The sequence below is a fragment of the Arcticibacter eurypsychrophilus genome (genome assembly GCF_001730525.1).
Classification (GTDB): domain Bacteria; phylum Bacteroidota; class Bacteroidia; order Sphingobacteriales; family Sphingobacteriaceae; genus Arcticibacter; species Arcticibacter eurypsychrophilus.
The window spans coordinates 48176-63589 of record NZ_MDFN01000012.1 but is presented as its reverse complement, the minus strand read 5'-3'; the positions used below and the strand labels follow the sequence as shown (position 1 = coordinate 63589).

Annotated in this window: 26 protein-coding genes; 3 read left to right on the top strand and 23 right to left on the bottom strand. The window is 38.5% G+C overall.

Annotated features, from left to right (window positions below):
* The first annotated feature begins 25 nt into the window (after positions 1-25).
* From BFL47_RS08255 to BFL47_RS08245, 3 genes are all read left to right on the top strand, one after another.
* The gene (locus BFL47_RS08255) at positions 26-943 is read left to right on the top strand and encodes a TIGR01777 family oxidoreductase (RefSeq protein WP_069659322.1); all 918 of its coding nucleotides are present in this window, start codon (positions 26-28) and stop codon (positions 941-943) included.
* Positions 930-2246 carry a cryptochrome/photolyase family protein gene (locus tag BFL47_RS08250; RefSeq protein ID WP_069659321.1) on the top strand — a complete coding sequence of 439 codons (1317 nt, stop codon included), beginning with the start codon at positions 930-932 and terminating at the stop codon, positions 2244-2246. The genes BFL47_RS08255 and BFL47_RS08250 overlap by 14 nt, the downstream gene beginning before the upstream one ends.
* 76 nt (positions 2247-2322) lie before the next feature.
* Positions 2323-3222, top strand: a complete 900-nt coding sequence (locus tag BFL47_RS08245) for a nucleotidyltransferase family protein (protein ID WP_069659320.1) — start codon at positions 2323-2325, stop codon at positions 3220-3222.
* Positions 3223-3484: 262 nt separating this feature from the next.
* Here BFL47_RS08245 and rplQ read toward each other — a convergent pair whose 3' ends face one another.
* The 23 genes from rplQ to rpsC form a co-directional block, all read right to left on the bottom strand.
* Positions 3485-4021: a 50S ribosomal protein L17 gene (gene rplQ / locus BFL47_RS08240; protein WP_069659319.1), complete on the bottom strand. Its 537-nt coding sequence runs from the start codon at positions 4019-4021 to the stop codon at positions 3485-3487.
* 79 nt (positions 4022-4100) lie between these two features.
* The gene (locus tag BFL47_RS08235; RefSeq protein WP_069659318.1) at positions 4101-5093 is read right to left on the bottom strand and encodes a DNA-directed RNA polymerase subunit alpha; all 993 of its coding nucleotides are present in this window, start codon (positions 5091-5093) and stop codon (positions 4101-4103) included.
* A gap of 67 nt (positions 5094-5160) precedes the next feature.
* On the bottom strand, positions 5161-5769 hold the full coding sequence (gene rpsD, locus BFL47_RS08230) for a 30S ribosomal protein S4 (RefSeq protein ID WP_069659317.1): 609 nt from the start codon (positions 5767-5769) through the stop codon (positions 5161-5163).
* 64 nt (positions 5770-5833) lie between these two features.
* Positions 5834-6223 (bottom strand): 30S ribosomal protein S11, encoded by a 390-nt coding sequence (gene rpsK / locus BFL47_RS08225; RefSeq protein ID WP_016196830.1) that lies wholly within the window; start codon positions 6221-6223, stop codon positions 5834-5836.
* Between the two features lie 12 nt (positions 6224-6235).
* Positions 6236-6613: a 30S ribosomal protein S13 gene (gene rpsM / locus BFL47_RS08220; RefSeq protein WP_016196831.1), complete on the bottom strand. Its 378-nt coding sequence runs from the start codon at positions 6611-6613 to the stop codon at positions 6236-6238.
* 95 nt (positions 6614-6708) lie between these two features.
* Entirely contained in the window at positions 6709-6825 is a 117-nt protein-coding gene (rpmJ, locus tag BFL47_RS08215; RefSeq protein ID WP_008506259.1) for a 50S ribosomal protein L36, read from the bottom strand.
* 1 nt (position 6826) lies between these two features.
* Entirely contained in the window at positions 6827-7045 is a 219-nt protein-coding gene (gene infA / locus BFL47_RS08210; RefSeq protein ID WP_016196832.1) for a translation initiation factor IF-1, read from the bottom strand.
* 91 nt (positions 7046-7136) lie between these two features.
* Entirely contained in the window at positions 7137-7922 is a 786-nt protein-coding gene (gene map, locus BFL47_RS08205) for a type I methionyl aminopeptidase (RefSeq protein ID WP_069659316.1), read from the bottom strand.
* Between the two features lie 7 nt (positions 7923-7929).
* Positions 7930-9270, bottom strand: a complete 1341-nt coding sequence (secY, locus tag BFL47_RS08200; protein WP_069659315.1) for a preprotein translocase subunit SecY — start codon at positions 9268-9270, stop codon at positions 7930-7932.
* Between the two features lie 7 nt (positions 9271-9277).
* Complete coding sequence (rplO, locus tag BFL47_RS08195; protein ID WP_069659314.1) at positions 9278-9724, bottom strand: 50S ribosomal protein L15; 447 nt, start codon at positions 9722-9724, stop codon at positions 9278-9280.
* Positions 9725-9726: 2 nt separating this feature from the next.
* Positions 9727-9906, bottom strand: coding sequence for a 50S ribosomal protein L30 (gene rpmD, locus BFL47_RS08190; RefSeq protein WP_016196836.1), 180 nt, complete (start codon positions 9904-9906; stop codon positions 9727-9729).
* Positions 9907-9910: 4 nt separating this feature from the next.
* The gene (rpsE, locus tag BFL47_RS08185) at positions 9911-10429 is read right to left on the bottom strand and encodes a 30S ribosomal protein S5 (RefSeq protein ID WP_016196837.1); all 519 of its coding nucleotides are present in this window, start codon (positions 10427-10429) and stop codon (positions 9911-9913) included.
* Between the two features lie 11 nt (positions 10430-10440).
* Positions 10441-10794, bottom strand: coding sequence for a 50S ribosomal protein L18 (gene rplR, locus BFL47_RS08180; protein ID WP_069659313.1), 354 nt, complete (start codon positions 10792-10794; stop codon positions 10441-10443).
* Between the two features lie 4 nt (positions 10795-10798).
* Positions 10799-11356 carry a 50S ribosomal protein L6 gene (gene rplF / locus BFL47_RS08175; protein ID WP_069659312.1) on the bottom strand — a complete coding sequence of 186 codons (558 nt, stop codon included), beginning with the start codon at positions 11354-11356 and terminating at the stop codon, positions 10799-10801.
* Positions 11357-11373: 17 nt separating this feature from the next.
* On the bottom strand, positions 11374-11772 hold the full coding sequence (gene rpsH, locus BFL47_RS08170; protein WP_069659311.1) for a 30S ribosomal protein S8: 399 nt from the start codon (positions 11770-11772) through the stop codon (positions 11374-11376).
* Between the two features lie 99 nt (positions 11773-11871).
* Complete coding sequence (gene rpsN, locus BFL47_RS08165) at positions 11872-12141, bottom strand: 30S ribosomal protein S14 (protein ID WP_016196841.1); 270 nt, start codon at positions 12139-12141, stop codon at positions 11872-11874.
* Complete coding sequence (gene rplE / locus BFL47_RS08160) at positions 12134-12703, bottom strand: 50S ribosomal protein L5 (RefSeq protein WP_069659310.1); 570 nt, start codon at positions 12701-12703, stop codon at positions 12134-12136. The genes rpsN and rplE overlap by 8 nt, the downstream gene beginning before the upstream one ends.
* Positions 12700-13044 carry a 50S ribosomal protein L24 gene (gene rplX, locus BFL47_RS08155; RefSeq protein ID WP_016196843.1) on the bottom strand — a complete coding sequence of 115 codons (345 nt, stop codon included), beginning with the start codon at positions 13042-13044 and terminating at the stop codon, positions 12700-12702. Before rplX ends, rplE begins: the two co-directional genes overlap by 4 nt.
* Position 13045: 1 nt before the next feature.
* The gene (gene rplN, locus BFL47_RS08150) at positions 13046-13414 is read right to left on the bottom strand and encodes a 50S ribosomal protein L14 (RefSeq protein WP_016196844.1); all 369 of its coding nucleotides are present in this window, start codon (positions 13412-13414) and stop codon (positions 13046-13048) included.
* Positions 13414-13671 carry a 30S ribosomal protein S17 gene (gene rpsQ / locus BFL47_RS08145; protein ID WP_016196845.1) on the bottom strand — a complete coding sequence of 86 codons (258 nt, stop codon included), beginning with the start codon at positions 13669-13671 and terminating at the stop codon, positions 13414-13416. The genes rplN and rpsQ overlap by 1 nt, the downstream gene beginning before the upstream one ends.
* Positions 13672-13684: 13 nt before the next feature.
* Entirely contained in the window at positions 13685-13912 is a 228-nt protein-coding gene (gene rpmC / locus BFL47_RS08140) for a 50S ribosomal protein L29 (protein WP_040300468.1), read from the bottom strand.
* A gap of 82 nt (positions 13913-13994) precedes the next feature.
* Positions 13995-14417, bottom strand: coding sequence for a 50S ribosomal protein L16 (rplP, locus tag BFL47_RS08135; RefSeq protein ID WP_069659309.1), 423 nt, complete (start codon positions 14415-14417; stop codon positions 13995-13997).
* Between the two features lie 37 nt (positions 14418-14454).
* Positions 14455-15414 carry a 30S ribosomal protein S3 gene (gene rpsC, locus BFL47_RS08130; RefSeq protein WP_069659308.1) on the bottom strand — a complete coding sequence of 320 codons (960 nt, stop codon included), beginning with the start codon at positions 15412-15414 and terminating at the stop codon, positions 14455-14457.

Below are 15414 nucleotides of genomic sequence, written 5' to 3'. Positions count from 1 at the left end.
ACAACTCTTCAGTTAAGATTTAAATATGTCTGCAACAGTTTTAATTACAGGTGCGAGTGGATTGATCGGGAAGCCACTGGTTAAACTACTACTTAGCCATGGATATCAAATCCATGTATTAAGCAGAAAAGAACCTCAATATAATCCATCTTTTAAAGGATTTAAGTGGGATGTAAAAAATGGATATATCGATAAAAACTGCCTGGCAAATGTTGATACGATTATACATCTTGCCGGAGAAGGGATTGCCGAAAAGCCCTGGCGAGAAGAACGCAAACAAGCAATTATCAGCAGTAGAGTTGATTCTCTAGGCCTTATTTTTAAAGCACTGAAAGATAATCCGCAGTTTCAGGTAAAATCACTTATATCCGCTTCGGCTGTTGGTTACTACGGCGATCGCAATGATGAATTACTTGATGAAAACAGTGATCCAGGAGAAGGATTTCTATCAGAGGCTTGCGTCTTATGGGAAAAAGCAGCAGACATGAGTCTCGATTTAAATATGCGGATAGTTAAATTTAGAACAGGTGTTGTACTAAGCTTGCAGGGTGGCGCGCTCCCTCAAATAGCAGGTCCCGTGAAATATAATTTAGGAACTGTTTTAGGATCAGGAAAACAGTGGATTCCCTGGATCCACATGGACGATGTGGTTAATGCTTATCTATTCGCATTACAAAACAGTTCAATGTCAGGTACTTATAATCTATCCGCTCCTAATCCTGTTACGAATAAGGAATTAACTAAATCTATTTCCACTGTTCTTAATAGGACTCTTTGGCTTCCAAATCTTCCGGCAATAGCTCTTCGGATTTTTTTAGGTGAAATGAAAGCCGTAGTATTGAGTAGTACCCGAACGCGTTCAGATAAAATCAGAGAAGCGGGCTTCAAATTTAAGTTTGAACGCATCAAGGAAGCCTTAAAAGACTTATATGCCAAAGACTGATCCAATTAATATATTCTGGTTTAGGAGAGACTTACGCCTGGAGGATAATGCAGGATTATACCATGCTTTAAAATCAGGTGTTCCCACTTTACCTATTTTTATATTCGACCCTGAGATTCTGACTAAATTAGTTGATCAGGACGATTCCAGATTAACTTTCATCCATAATTCATTAACTACTCTAAATAATAAATTAAAAAAACAAGGTTCGTCACTTCTTATTTTTCACAAGAAACCCATAGATGCCTTTTTAAATCTTATAAGGGATTATAAACTTGATACTGTTTATACAAACTCTGATTATGAGCCTTATGCGAAAGATCGCGATACAGCTGTCCAAAAACTATTAAAGGACAATTCAATTGAATTTAAAGAATTTAAAGACCAGGTCATTTTTGAAAAAGATGAAATATTTAAGGACAGCAAGGAGCCCTATACCGTTTTCACTCCTTACAAAAATAAATGGTTAGATCAACTAAAGCCTGCAATTCATCTTAAATCATACCCTACAGAAAAATATTTTAACACCTTTCACCGGTCTAATTTCCCCATCCCTACTCTCGAAAGTATCGGATTTATCTATAGTAAAAACAAATTCCCTAGTATTGATTACCACCAACGGATTCAGGATTATGCCAATACTCGGGATATTCCTTCAGTTGATGGAACCTCAAGGATGAGCGTCCACCTAAGATTTGGTACAGTCAGTATTCGTGATCTCGCCAAATATGGTCATTCTTTAAAAGATGACAGGTGGCTATCAGAATTAATCTGGAGAGATTTTTATGCTATGATTCTATGGTATTTCCCGCAAACTGCACATAATTCATTTAAAAAACCCTACGATAATATTACTTGGCACAATAACGAAGATGAATTTAAAGCGTGGTGTGATGGGCAAACAGGATACCCAATAGTGGATGCAGGAATGAGACAACTTAATGAAATAGGTTGGATGCATAACCGGGTGCGGATGATCACTGCCAGTTTCCTCAGTAAGCATTTATTAATAGACTGGAGATGGGGGGAAGCTTATTTTGCCAGAAAATTAATCGATTATGATATGGCAAGCAATATTGGAGGTTGGCAATGGGCAGTAGGCAGTGGGAATGATGCTGCTCCCTACTTCAGGATATTTAGTCCTGATTTACAAACTAAAAAGTTTGATCCGCAGTTAAAATATGTAAAACAATGGGTACCCGAATTCATGGATCCCTTTAAATACACAAAACCTATAGTGGATCATAAATTTGCCAGAGAACGAATTTTAAAAGAATTTAAACGCGCACTCTCCGCTTCATAATAATAACTTTCATCACTTTACGAATAACTAAACAATACTTCTTGTTACTTGACTTCATAATATTTATTTTAGACGAATGAAACCAACACTCCTTATTTTAGCCGCTGGCATGGCCAGCCGCTACGGAAGCATGAAACAAGTTGACGGATTTGGACCCAATAACGAAACTATTATCGATTACTCTATATACGATGCGGTTCGTGCTGGATTCGGCAAGGTTAGTTTTATAATCCGTGAAGAATTTCTTGATAGTTTTAAATCCATCTTTGAACCAAAACTCAAAGGTGTTGTTGAAACAGACTATATATTCCAAACGTTCGATCTTGAAAAATACGGAATTGACAAAATCATTGAAAGACAAAAGCCTTGGGGAACTGGTAATGCAGTTTTGGAAGCCTCTAACAATGTGAAAGAACCTTTTTGCGTGATCAACGCAGATGATTTCTATGGTTATGATGCTTTCAAAAAGATGGCAGATTTCCTTACTACTGATGTAAGAGAAGATAATTATTGCTTAATAGGCTACGAAGTAGATAAAACTTTATCAGAACACGGTGCGGTGTCCAGAGGAATCTGTCTTGTAAATGGAGCAGGTAACCTTCAGGAAATAAATGAAAGAACCAAAGTGTATGCTAAAGATGGTCAAATCGTTTATGAAGAAGAATCTGGGGAAATTACACCGCTACACGAAGATGCACGTGCTTCAATGAACTTCTGGGGATTTACGCCTGCTGTTTTCGAACAGGCTAACCCCATGTTTAAACGGTTCGTAGAAGCAAATGAGGCTAATCCAAAGTCGGAATTCTTCATACCTCTTATTGCTGAAGAACTTGTTAAAACTGGTAAAGCTAACTTTAAAGTTATTCCTACTTCTGCAAAATGGTTTGGTGTCACTTATAAAGAAGATAAACCTATCGTACAAAAAAGTATCGCTGCTTTAATAGCAAACGGAACTTACCCTGCCAAACTTTGGTAAAATATTGTTAGGCTAGTTAAAAAAGAAGGGGTTGTCTCAAAAGTATGAGAACAACCCCTTTTCTGTTATTTATTTGGGTAAGTGTTGATGGAAGTTTTATTATAACCGATTTTCAGAGTCTCACTTTTTCTTTTAAAAAAGTGGATTTTTAACCACCTTTTTAATTTCCTTTCTTCACATGAAGGTTGATAGTCCTTTTCTTCACTTAAAACCAAAAAAACCGCTTGGATTGAATCCAAACGGCCTTATCTGTAAAAGAGAATTACTCTCCTTTTGCTTCTTTAGTTTCTTCAGTAGTTGTATCAGCAACAGGTGTTTCTGTTTCTGCAACAACTTCTTCAGTACCAGCAACAGTTTCATCTTTCTTTGCTTTCGAAGATCCACCACGTCTACGTGTTGATTTCTTTTCAGCAGGAGCAGATGCTTCTGATTTGTAAACTGTGTTGTAATCAACTAATTCAATCATTGCCATCTCAGCATTATCACCCATACGGTTAGATAACTTGATAATACGAGTGTATCCACCTGGACGATCGCCAACTTTTGCAACTATATCACGAAACAACTCAGTTACTGTTTCCTTATTTTGAAGGTAACTAAATACTGTTCTGCGTGAATGAGTAGTATCATTTTTAGCTTTTGTAATTAAAGGCTCAACATACATACGCAATGCTTTAGCTTTAGCTAAAGTAGTTGTAATACGCTTGTGCTCGATAAGCGAAGAAGCCATGTTTGACATCATCGCTTTACGATGACTATTTGTCCGGCCTAAATGGTTAAATTTCTTTCCGTGTCTCATTGTTTGTTATTTTTCCGTGCTTATACCGTTCCTGTAAAAGGAGGAATTATAAACACGTCGCTTATTAAAATTAAGAAGATTACTCTTCTTCTAACTTGTATTTTGATAGGTTCATACCAAAAGAAAGTCCTTTTGATTTTACTAAATCCTGAATTTCAGTAAGAGATTTCTTACCAAAGTTTCTGAATTTAAGCATATCCGCTACATCGTAAGAAACAAGATCTGCAAGTGTACGTATGTCAGCTGCCTTCAGGCAGTTTAATGCACGTACTGAAAGATCTAGATCAACTAATTCAGTTTTAAGAATTTTACGCATATGAAGAATTTCTTCATCTACTTCCTTAGTTTCTTCCTTAGCCTGCGCTTCCAGCATAATGTTCTCATCAGAGAATAACAGGAAGTGGTGAATCAAGATCTTTGCTGCTTCTTTCAATGCATCCTCAGGATGAACTGAACCATCAGTTGTAATATCAAGAACTAACTTTTCGTAATCCGTCTTTTGTTCAACACGGTAGTTCTCAATAGTATATTTAACATTCTTAATGGGCGTAAAAATAGAATCAATAGCGATAACGCCTACATTAGCATCTGGATTTTTATTCTCCTCAGCTGGAATATAACCGCGACCTTTATTAATCGTAAGCTCTATTTCTAGAGTTACAGATGATTCCATATTACACAACACCATTTCTGGGTTCAGTACAGTGAAGTTGGTAGAGAATCTTGTGATATCTCCTGCCATAAACTGCTCCTGGCCATTAATGACTACATATACTTTTTCACTATCACCAGCGTCGCCAGTTTTCTGAAAACGTACCTGCTTTAAATTCAGGATTATTTCAGTTACATCTTCAACAACACCTTTGATAGTTGAAAACTCATGAGAAACCCCTGAAACACGTATAGACGTAATTGCATATCCCTCTAGAGAAGACAATAGAATACGACGTAAAGCATTACCGATGGTAACACCGAAACCCGGTTCTAACGGACGAAATTCAAAAGTACCATCGAAATCCGTTGATTTCTGCATGATAACTTTATCTGGTTTCTGGAATGCTAAAATTGCCATTTATATTCAGTTAATGTTTAAAACGGTATAAAGCAGTCCCGAAAAATCAGAACTGCTCAAAAACTTATTACTTAGAGTATAATTCGACGATTAGATTTTCCTTTATGTTTTCAGGAATCTCATCGCGACTAGGGTAGGTTAGGAACTTTCCAGTGAAAGAATTTGCATCCCACTCTAACCATGCATATCTATTGATCTTACGACCAGCAACTGACATCGTAATCGCTTCAAGTGATTGAGAGCGCTCACGAACTGCAACAACGTCACCAGCACGTAAAGAGTATGAAGGAATATTTACAACTTCACCATTTACAGTAATGTGTTTATGACCTACTAACTGACGAGCACCAGAACGTGTCGGAGAAATGCCTAAACGGTAAACGGTATTATCCAAACGTGCTTCAAGCAATTTCAAAAGCAGTTCACCTGTAATTCCTTCTTTAGCAGAAGCTTTGTGAAACAGATTTTCGAACTGACGCTCTAAGACTCCGTAAGTATATTTTACTTTTTGTTTTTCCATCAACTGGACAGCATATTCTGATTGCTTTCCACGACGCTTAGAAGCACCGTGCATTCCAGGAGGATAATTTTTTCTTTCTAATGCTTTATCAGGGCCGAAGATGGGCTCTCTGAATCTACGCGCAATTTTGGATTTTGGACCAGTATATCTTGCCATTTTTGTTCTGTTTAAAGTATCAAGCAACCTTTAGTTGCCGAATCTTATCTTTAAAATCGATTAATTAAACTCTTCTTCTTTTCGGAGGACGACATCCGTTATGTGGAAGTGGAGTGATATCTCTTATTGTAGTAACCTCTATACCTGTATTCTGAAGAGTACGGATAGCAGATTCACGACCGGATCCCGGACCTTTTACAAGTACTTCTACTTTACGAAGACCTAAATCGAACGCCACTTTACCACAATCAGCAGCAGCTTGACCTGCAGCATATGGAGTGTTTTTCTTAGAACCTTTAAAACCCATCTTACCTGCAGAAGACCATGATATAGCCTGTCCTTGTAAATTAGTTAAGGTAATAATGATGTTATTAAAAGTAGCGTTAATGTGTGCTTCGCCAATTGGCTCGATTACAACGATACGCTTCTTGGTTACTTTTTTTGTTTTAGCCATTACTTATTGGTATTATTTAGTAGCCTTTTTCTTGTTAGCGACTGTTTTACGTTTTCCTTTACGGGTACGAGTGTTGTTCTTGGTACGTTGTCCACGAACAGGAAGTCCCTTACGGTGACGCAATCCTCTGTAACAACCAATATCCATTAAACGTTTGATATTTAATTGAACTTCTGAACGTAAAGATCCTTCAACCTTAACTGAATCATTAATGATCGTACGGATCGCTGTTAATTGATCATCGTCCCATTCTTCTACTTTCACATCATGACTAATACCAGCTTGATCTAATATGCTCTGTGCTGTAGCCTTGCCGATACCGAAAATGTAAGTAAGTCCGATCTCTCCTCTTTTTTTATTTGGTAAATCAATACCTGCTATTCTTGCCATATTTCTTTGAATGATTGATTGATTGAATGATAAACAGATTGAAGTTTACAGCTTTAAAACCGATCATTCAATCCTCCAACACACAACAAATTATTTTATCCCTGGCGTTGTTTATACTTAGGGTTCTTCTTGTTAATTACATAAAGTTTTCCCTTACGGCGAATTATTTTGCAGTCCGCACTGCGCTTCTTTATGGATGCTCTAACTTTCATCTTATTTGTATCTGTAAGTAATTCTTCCCTTTGACAAATCATATGGAGACATTTCGAGCTTCACCTTATCTCCAGGTAAAATCTTGATGTAATGCATCCGCATCTTTCCGGAGATATGAGCAATGATCTCATGACCATTTTCTAATTCCACACGAAACATAGCATTTGATAATGCTTCCTTTATGATCCCGTCTTGTTCAATAGAGGCCTGTTTAGCCATATTTTATTGATTTCTATTTAATTAACTCCCACCATTTGGGGTTGCAAAATTAAATAAAATTTTTAGTTATTTGAAGTTATTGTAATAATTATTATATACTAGTTTTTAATACCTCATCCACATAGTCAAATGTGGACAAAATATCGGCCTTCCCTTTACGTATAGCGACTGTATGTTCGAAATGTGCAGAAGGTTTTCCATCTGCTGTACTTATCGTCCATCCATCTTTCCAAAACTTCACTCCGGCTCTACCGAGGTTAATCATGGGTTCGATAGCAATCACCATCCCTTCCTCCAGTTTCATTCCAGTACCACGTTTACCATAGTTAGGCACATCTGGCTTCTCATGCAGCTTAAAACCTACCCCATGCCCCACAAGCTCCTTCACTACACCGTAACCATGGTTCTCTGTATAATCCTGAATCGCAAAGCCTATATCCCCTATCCTCGATCCTACAACAGCTTTTTCAATCCCACGTAATAAAGATTCACGCGTTACATCCAGAAGCTGCTGAATTTCTGAAGATATTTCCCCTACTGCAAAAGTAAAGGCTGAGTCACCATAGAACTTATTCAGAATAGCCCCACAATCAATTGATATAATATCCCCTTCTTTAAGTTCGTCATCGCCAGGAAAGCCATGTACCACTTTATCGTTCGTTGATATACACAATGAATATGGAAAGCCACTATAATTTAAAAATGCAGGAATACCTTTATTATCTCTAATAAAGGTTTCCGCATGTTTATTTAGGTCAATTGTTTTAACACCTGGTTTAACCAATCGTCCAACTTCTGCCAGTGTCCTCGAAACGAGCAATGAACTTTCCCGAATCAATTCAACCTCTTCAGCTGTTTTTAAAATCAACTTAGACATATTCCGATTAAATCACAGACCCAGAAGCGCCGCTATCGGCAGCTATAGGAGTACGGCCCTTCAATCGACCAGTCTTCATCAATCCGTCGTAATGGCGCATAAGCAGATGGCTCTCTATTTGCTGAAGAGTGTCTAGAACAACACCAACCAGAATAAGTAAAGATGTACCACCATAGAAATGTGCAAAATTACTATTCACGCCAAGTATTATGGCTAATGAAGGTAATACCGCAATCGCTGCTAAAAAGATTGATCCAGGCAACGTAATCTTTGAAATTACACCATCAATATACTCCCCTGTTGCTTTACCAGGTTTAATACCCGGAATAAAACCACCATTCTTCTTCATATCATCTGACATCTGAACAGGGTTAACTGTTATAGCAGTATAAAAGAAAGTAAAAGCAATGATTAGAATAGCAAAAGTCAAATTATAAGCAACCGAAGTATAATTACTTAATGAAGCTAAAACCGGACCTTGTGCTGCTGGGAAAAATTGCCCTAGTGTAGAAGGAATAAACATCAATGCCTGAGCAAAGATAATTGGCATTACACCTGCTGCATTTACCTTAAGAGGTATATACTGGCGAACACCACCATATTGTTTGTTGCCTACTATCTTTTTGGCATACTGCACCGGTATTCGTCGAACACCCTGAACAACAAGAATCGTAAAGATAATAACAAAGAACAACGCGGCTAATTCTACTAAAAATGGAATAATTCCACCCAAACCATTCAGCCTTGAATCAAATTCCGTTATAAATGCTCCAGGTAACTGTGCAATTATACCGATCATGATAATCAATGAGATTCCATTACCTATTCCTTTATCAGTTATTTTTTCTCCAAGCCACATGACAAATAATGTACCTGCGGTTAGAATAACCATAGAAGAAATGGTGAATAACGGCTCTGAAAGCAATCTGGCTTCAGGTGTAATTTGAGTACGAACATACCCAATAGCTTGTAAAAGAGTAATTCCTACAGTCAGGTAGCGGGTAAGCTGAGTAAGTTTTTTCCTACCACTGTCCCCTTCCTTTTGCATCTTTTGAAAATAAGGGACAGCAATACCTAAAAGCTGTACCACAATAGATGCAGAGATGTAAGGCATAACCCCCAGGGCAAATATAGATGCCCTGGCGAATGAACCGCCTGCAAACATATTTAATAATCCCAGGATTCCTTCCCTGGCTTGTTGATTATCCAATGCTGCGGCACTAACACCGGGAAGCACGATAAATGATCCTACTCGGTAAATTAAAAGAAATAAGAGTGTGTTTAAAATACGCACTCTTAAGTCTTCAATTTTCCAAATATTGGAAAGGGTAGTGAATAACTTCTTCATTAATCAATTATAATTTAACAATTGCACCACCAGCTGCTTCAATTGCTTTTTGAGCCGTAGCTGTAAAAGCATGAGCAGCAATTTCTAATTTAGTTGTCAGTTCTCCTCTTCCAAGGATTTTAACAAGATCGTTTTTAGAAACTAGTCCATGCTGCTTTAAAGCTACAAAATCAATTGTTGTTAAGCTAAATTTCTCAGCAAGGGCTTGAATAACGTCAAGGTTTACACCTATGTATTCAATACGGTTGATATTCTTGAAACCAACCTTAGGAACACGGCGCTGTAATGGCATCTGACCACCTTCAAAACCAATTTTGTTTTTATGTCCTGAACGTGAACCAGCTCCCTTATGACCACGGGTTGATGTTCCACCGCGACCAGAACCGGTACCACGGCCTATCCTCTTTTTATTTTTTGTTGAACCTTCTGCAGGTTTTAAATTACTTAAGTTCATGATTAAATACTTTCTACTGCTACTAGATGATTAATTTTTCTTACCATCCCGATGATTGACGGGGTAGCTTCAACTTCTACAGAGTGGTTAATCCTTCTTAAACCTAAAGCCTGCATAGTTCTTTTCTGGCGCTCGCTTCTATCGATAACGCTTTTAATCTGAGTGACCTTTATCTTCGCCATGTTCTTATCCGTTAAAAACTTTATTAAGATCCACACCACGGTGCTGAGCTACTGTATACGCATCTCTCATTTGAGACAAAGCTGAAACAGTTGCTTTTACCACGTTATGCGGGTTAGATGATCCTCTGGATTTTGCTAATACGTTATGTACACCGGCACTTTCAAGAACCGCACGCATTGCTCCACCAGCAATAACTCCAGTACCATTTGCAGCTGGTTTGATTAAAACAAACCCACCTGAAAATTTACCATATTGCTCATGAGGTACTGTTCCATTAATAATTGGAACCTTTACTAAATTCTTTTTCGCATCATCGATTCCTTTAGCAATTGCCTCAGTTACCTCTTTTGCTTTACCTAATCCGTAACCAACTACACCATTTTCGTCACCTACAACAACTATGGCTGAGAAACTGAATGTACGACCACCTTTAGTAACCTTAGCAACACGCTGTATACTTACTAAACGATCTTTTAATTCAATTTCGCTTGATTTAACTCTTTTTATATTGATTGTTGACATCTATTCTCAGATTAAAAGTTTAAACCAGCTTCACGTGCACCGTCTGCAAGAGACTTAACACGACCGTGGTATAAATAACCATTTCTATCAAATACTACCACGTTTACACCGGCAGCAATAGCTTTTTCAGCTACTAGTTTTCCAACAGCTTTAGACTGCTCTACTTTGTTTCCAGTTCCTGAAAACTCTTTAGAAGCCGAAGATGCTGAAGCTAATGTTTTTCCAGTAACATCATCTATAACCTGAGCATAAATGCCCTTATTACTTCTATATACTGACAAACGAGGACGATCAGTAGAACCAGACAGTCTCTTTCTTATGCCTTTTTTTATACGTTCTCTGCGAGATAATTTTATTCCTGACATGATACTATTTCTTAGCTGCTGATTTACCTGCTTTTCTTCTTAATATTTCACCTACAAACTTGATACCCTTACCCTTATATGGTTCCGGTGCACGTAGCGAACGAATCTTAGCTGCAACTTGTCCTAACAACTGTTTGTCGATACTTTCTAAAATGATTGTTGGGTTCTTTCCTTTCTCTGCAGTAGTCACTATAGAGATCTCTTTAGGCAATTCAAACACATAATGGTGAGAATAACCTAAAACAAGGTCAAGTGTATTACCAGTGTTTGTAGCACGGTAACCAACACCAACAAGTTCTTGTTGTAATTTGTAGCCTTCTGTAACACCCTTAACCATGTTGTTAATAAGTGAACGGTATAAACCGTGAAGTGCTTTATGACGCTTCTGTTCTGTAGGGCGTTCAACTGTTAATATTCCGTCTACCTGAGATACTGTGATATCACCATCCAGATGCTGAAATAATTCGCCTTTGGGTCCTTTAACCGTTACTACATTCTCTGCAGAAACCGTTATCGTTACACCAGAAGGTATTGTAATCGGGGTTTTTCCTATTCTTGACATCGTTTAATCCTCTTTGATTAATGAACGTAACATAATACTTCACCACCGATGTTAAGGTTGCGGGCTTCTTTATCAGTCATAACTCCCTTAGAGGTTGATACTACTGCAATTCCCAAACCATTTAATACACGTGGCATGCTGTCTACACCTGAATATTTTCTCAAACCAGGCTTACTCACACGTGTTAGAGTGCGAATAGCAGGAACTTTAGTTACCGGATGATATTTCAACGCAATTTTAATTGTGCCTTGTACCGTATTGTCCTCAAACTTATAGTTCGCGATGTAACCCTTATCAAAAAGAACTTTTGTAATTTCTTTTTTAAGGTTTGATGCAGGAATTTCCACAACCCGGTGGTTGGCCTTAATGGCATTCCTTACTCTTGTAAGATAATCTGCTATTGGATCTGTATTCATTACTTGTTTATTGTGATAGTGGTATCCACTTAAGGGACCTGCTATCGGTTAATTGTTTATATTTTATTGGTTTGTTGGGAGACCAGCTCCCAACCTAAACTACCAACTTGCTTTTTTCACTCCTGGAATCTTTCCAGCTAAAGCCATTTCACGGAATGTTACACGTGAAATACCAAACTGTCTCATATATCCACGAGGACGACCAGTTAATTTACAACGGTTGTGTAAACGAACCGGTGAAGAATTCTTAGGTAATTTATCTAATCCTGCAAAATCACCAGCAGCTTTTAAAGCAGCTCTCTTTTCGGCAAACTTAGCTACCATCTTCTCACGCTTAACTTCGCGTGCTTTTATTCCTTCTTTAGCCATTATTTACGGGTGCTTGATTTTTGAACGGTAAACCAAATTGTTTTAGTAACTCTAATGCTTCAACGTCATTTTTTGCGGAAGTTACGAAAGTAATATCCATACCCATGATTTTATTGATTTTATCAATGTTAATCTCTGGAAAAATGATCTGCTCAGTGATACCTAAAGTATAATTCCCATGACCATCAAAGCCTTTATCATTAATACCCTTGAAATCACGGATACGAGGTAACGCTACAGCTATTAAGCGGTCAAGAAACTCATACATCTGATTGTCACGCAAAGTTACACGAACACCAACTGGCATTCCCTTACGTAATTTGAAATTTGAAATATCCTTTTTTGACTTTGCTGCTACAGCTTGCTGACCAGTAATAGTGGTCATATCAACAATAGCACTATCAATAAGCTTCTTATCAGTAGTTGCAGCACCAACACCCTGGTTGATCGCAATTTTCTGAAGCTTAGGAACCTGCATCACGCTCTTATACTGAAACTTCTCTTTCAATGCAGTGCGGATATCTTCCTTATACTTCGACTTTAATCTTGGTACGTAACTCATAGCTTAATTTCCTCCCCTGACTTTTTAGAAATCCTTACGAATTTCCCTTCTGCATTCTTTTGCTTTCCTATACGGGTTGGTTTGCCTGTTTTAGCATCTACTACCATTACGTTTGACACGTGGATAGCAGCTTCTTTCTTGACAATTCCACCATTTGGATTAGCAGCATTCGGCTTGGTATGACGTGAAACCATGTTCGCGCCTTCAACTATAACCCGGTTCACTTTAGTTAAAACCTCAACGATTTTACCTTGTTTTCCCTTTGAGTCGCCAGCTATCACCTGTACTAAATCTCCTTTACGGATCGTCAGTTTAGGTATAATTAAATTCTTCTTTTGCATGTTATAATACCTCCGGTGCTAATGATACGATTTTCATAAATTGTTTTTCACGTAGCTCTCTTGCAACCGGACCGAAGATACGGGTACCTCTCGGCTCGTCTTGGTTATTTAACAAAACTGCTGCGTTATCGTCGAAACGGATATATGAGCCATCTTTGCGTCTTACTTCTTTTCTTGTTCTAACAACAACTGCTTTTGTAACAGTTCCTTTTTTCACATTTCCAGAAGGAATAGCACTTTTTACGGTAACAACAATTTTGTCACCAAGAGAAGCATACCTTTTACCAGTACCTCCCAGAACACGGATCACTAAAACTTCTTTAGCTCCGCTATTGTCTGCGACATTTAGTCTTGATTCCTGTTGTACCATTATTTCGCTCTTTCTAAAATTTCAACTAATCTCCAGTTCTTAGTCTTACTCAGAGGACGAGTCTCCATGATCAACACTGTATCACCGATACCGCAAGTGTTGCTTTCGTCATGAGCCATAAATTTGGTAGTTTTATGAACAAACTTTCCGTAGATCGGATGTTTCACTTTCCTTTCTACAGCAACAACGATAGATTTTTCCATCTTATTGCTCACTACCAACCCTGTACGGGTCTTTCTTAATTTTCTTTCTTCCATTTCGATTCTAAAATTATTCAGTTTCAGAAGCGGACTGTTTCTCAGCAGCAGCGGCCGCTTTGCGCTTAGTCAATTCTGTGTTCAAACGTGCGATTTCTTTTCTTACCTTACTAATACGAGATGGATTCTCTATGGCAGAAACTGTATGCGCAAATTTTAATTTAGTGAGATTGGTTCTTTCCTCGCTCATGCGGGAAACAATCTCTTCAGTTGATAGCTCTATTATTCCTGAGGGTTTCATCTTTTCTTCTTTCTTGATTGTGGACTGCAAGTTGTCTGTTGCAGTTATTCACATAACATACAACTTGCAACCTACAACTTAATTATGCTTCTACGTAATCCCTACGTACTACAAATTTTGTTTGTACCGGTAATTTTTGAGCTGCTAAACGCAATGCTTCTTTGGCAACTTCCATAGGAACGCCTTCTGCTTCAAAAATCATTCTACCCGGGCGAACAACTGCAACCCAGTATTCTGGAGCACCTTTACCTTTACCCATACGTACTTCCGCTGGCTTTTTGGTAACCGGTTTGTCCGGGAATATGCGAATCCACACTTGGCCTTCACGTTTCATAAAACGTGTAACCGCAATACGTGCAGCTTCTATCTGACGGCTGGTTATCCATGCCGGTTCCAGCGATTTTATTCCGAAAGATCCGAATGAAAGCTCTGCTCCACGAGAAGCTAACCCTTTCATTTTTCCTTTTTGCATCTTTCTGAACTTCGTTCTTTTTGGCTGTAACATCTTTTTCTGTATTTATCTATTTTTTGATGTTTGACAATTATTTCTTAGGGCGAAATCCTGCACCACCAGCGCCACCGCCGCGGTTAGCACCTGGAGCTCCAGGACGACTTCCACCTTGACCGCCTGGACGGTTACCACCTTGGCCACCAGGTCCACCAGCGCTTCCACCACGGCTATTACCACCACGATTTCCACCTCTGCTATCGCCACCAGCACCTGGTCCGTTACCCGGTCCACCACGTCTGTCGTTAGTACGTCTATCGTTTCCGCCTCTTCGCTCTCCTCTTTCGCCAGCACCATAAGAAGAATTACCTTCTCCTGCTCTGCCTCTTACTCCGGTTGTTTGACCGATGTTTGGAGATAAATCGCGTTTGCCATAAACCTCACCTTTACAGATCCATACCTTAACACCAATCTTACCATAAGTAGTAAGCGCTTCTGCTAATGCATAGTCAATATCAGCACGGAACGTATGCAATGGAATTCTTCCATCTTTATATTGTTCAGTACGAGCCATTTCAGCACCACCTAAACGACCAGAACACATGATCTTAATTCCTTCTGCACCCACACGCATTGTTGATGCGATAGAGGTTTTCATTGCACGACGGAAAGAAATACGCGCTTCAAGTTGTTTCGCTATACCTTCAGCTACTAATTGAGCATCAAGTTCCGGACGTTTAATTTCAAAGATGTTAATCTGAACTTCCTTTTTAGTCAGTTTCTTTAACTCTTCCTTGATTTTATCAACTTCCGCTCCACCTTTACCAATTACTATACCTGGGCGAGCTGTGTGTACTGTTACAGTGATTCGCTTTAATGTACGCTCGATAACTAATTTGGCAACGCCACCTTTAGCTATACGTACAGAAAGATATTTTCTGATCTTTTCATCTTCAACTAGTTTATCGGAATAGTTGTTGCCACCGAACCAGTTAGAATCCCAACCTTTGATGATTCCTAGTCTGTTACCTATTGGATGTGCTTTTTGTCCCAT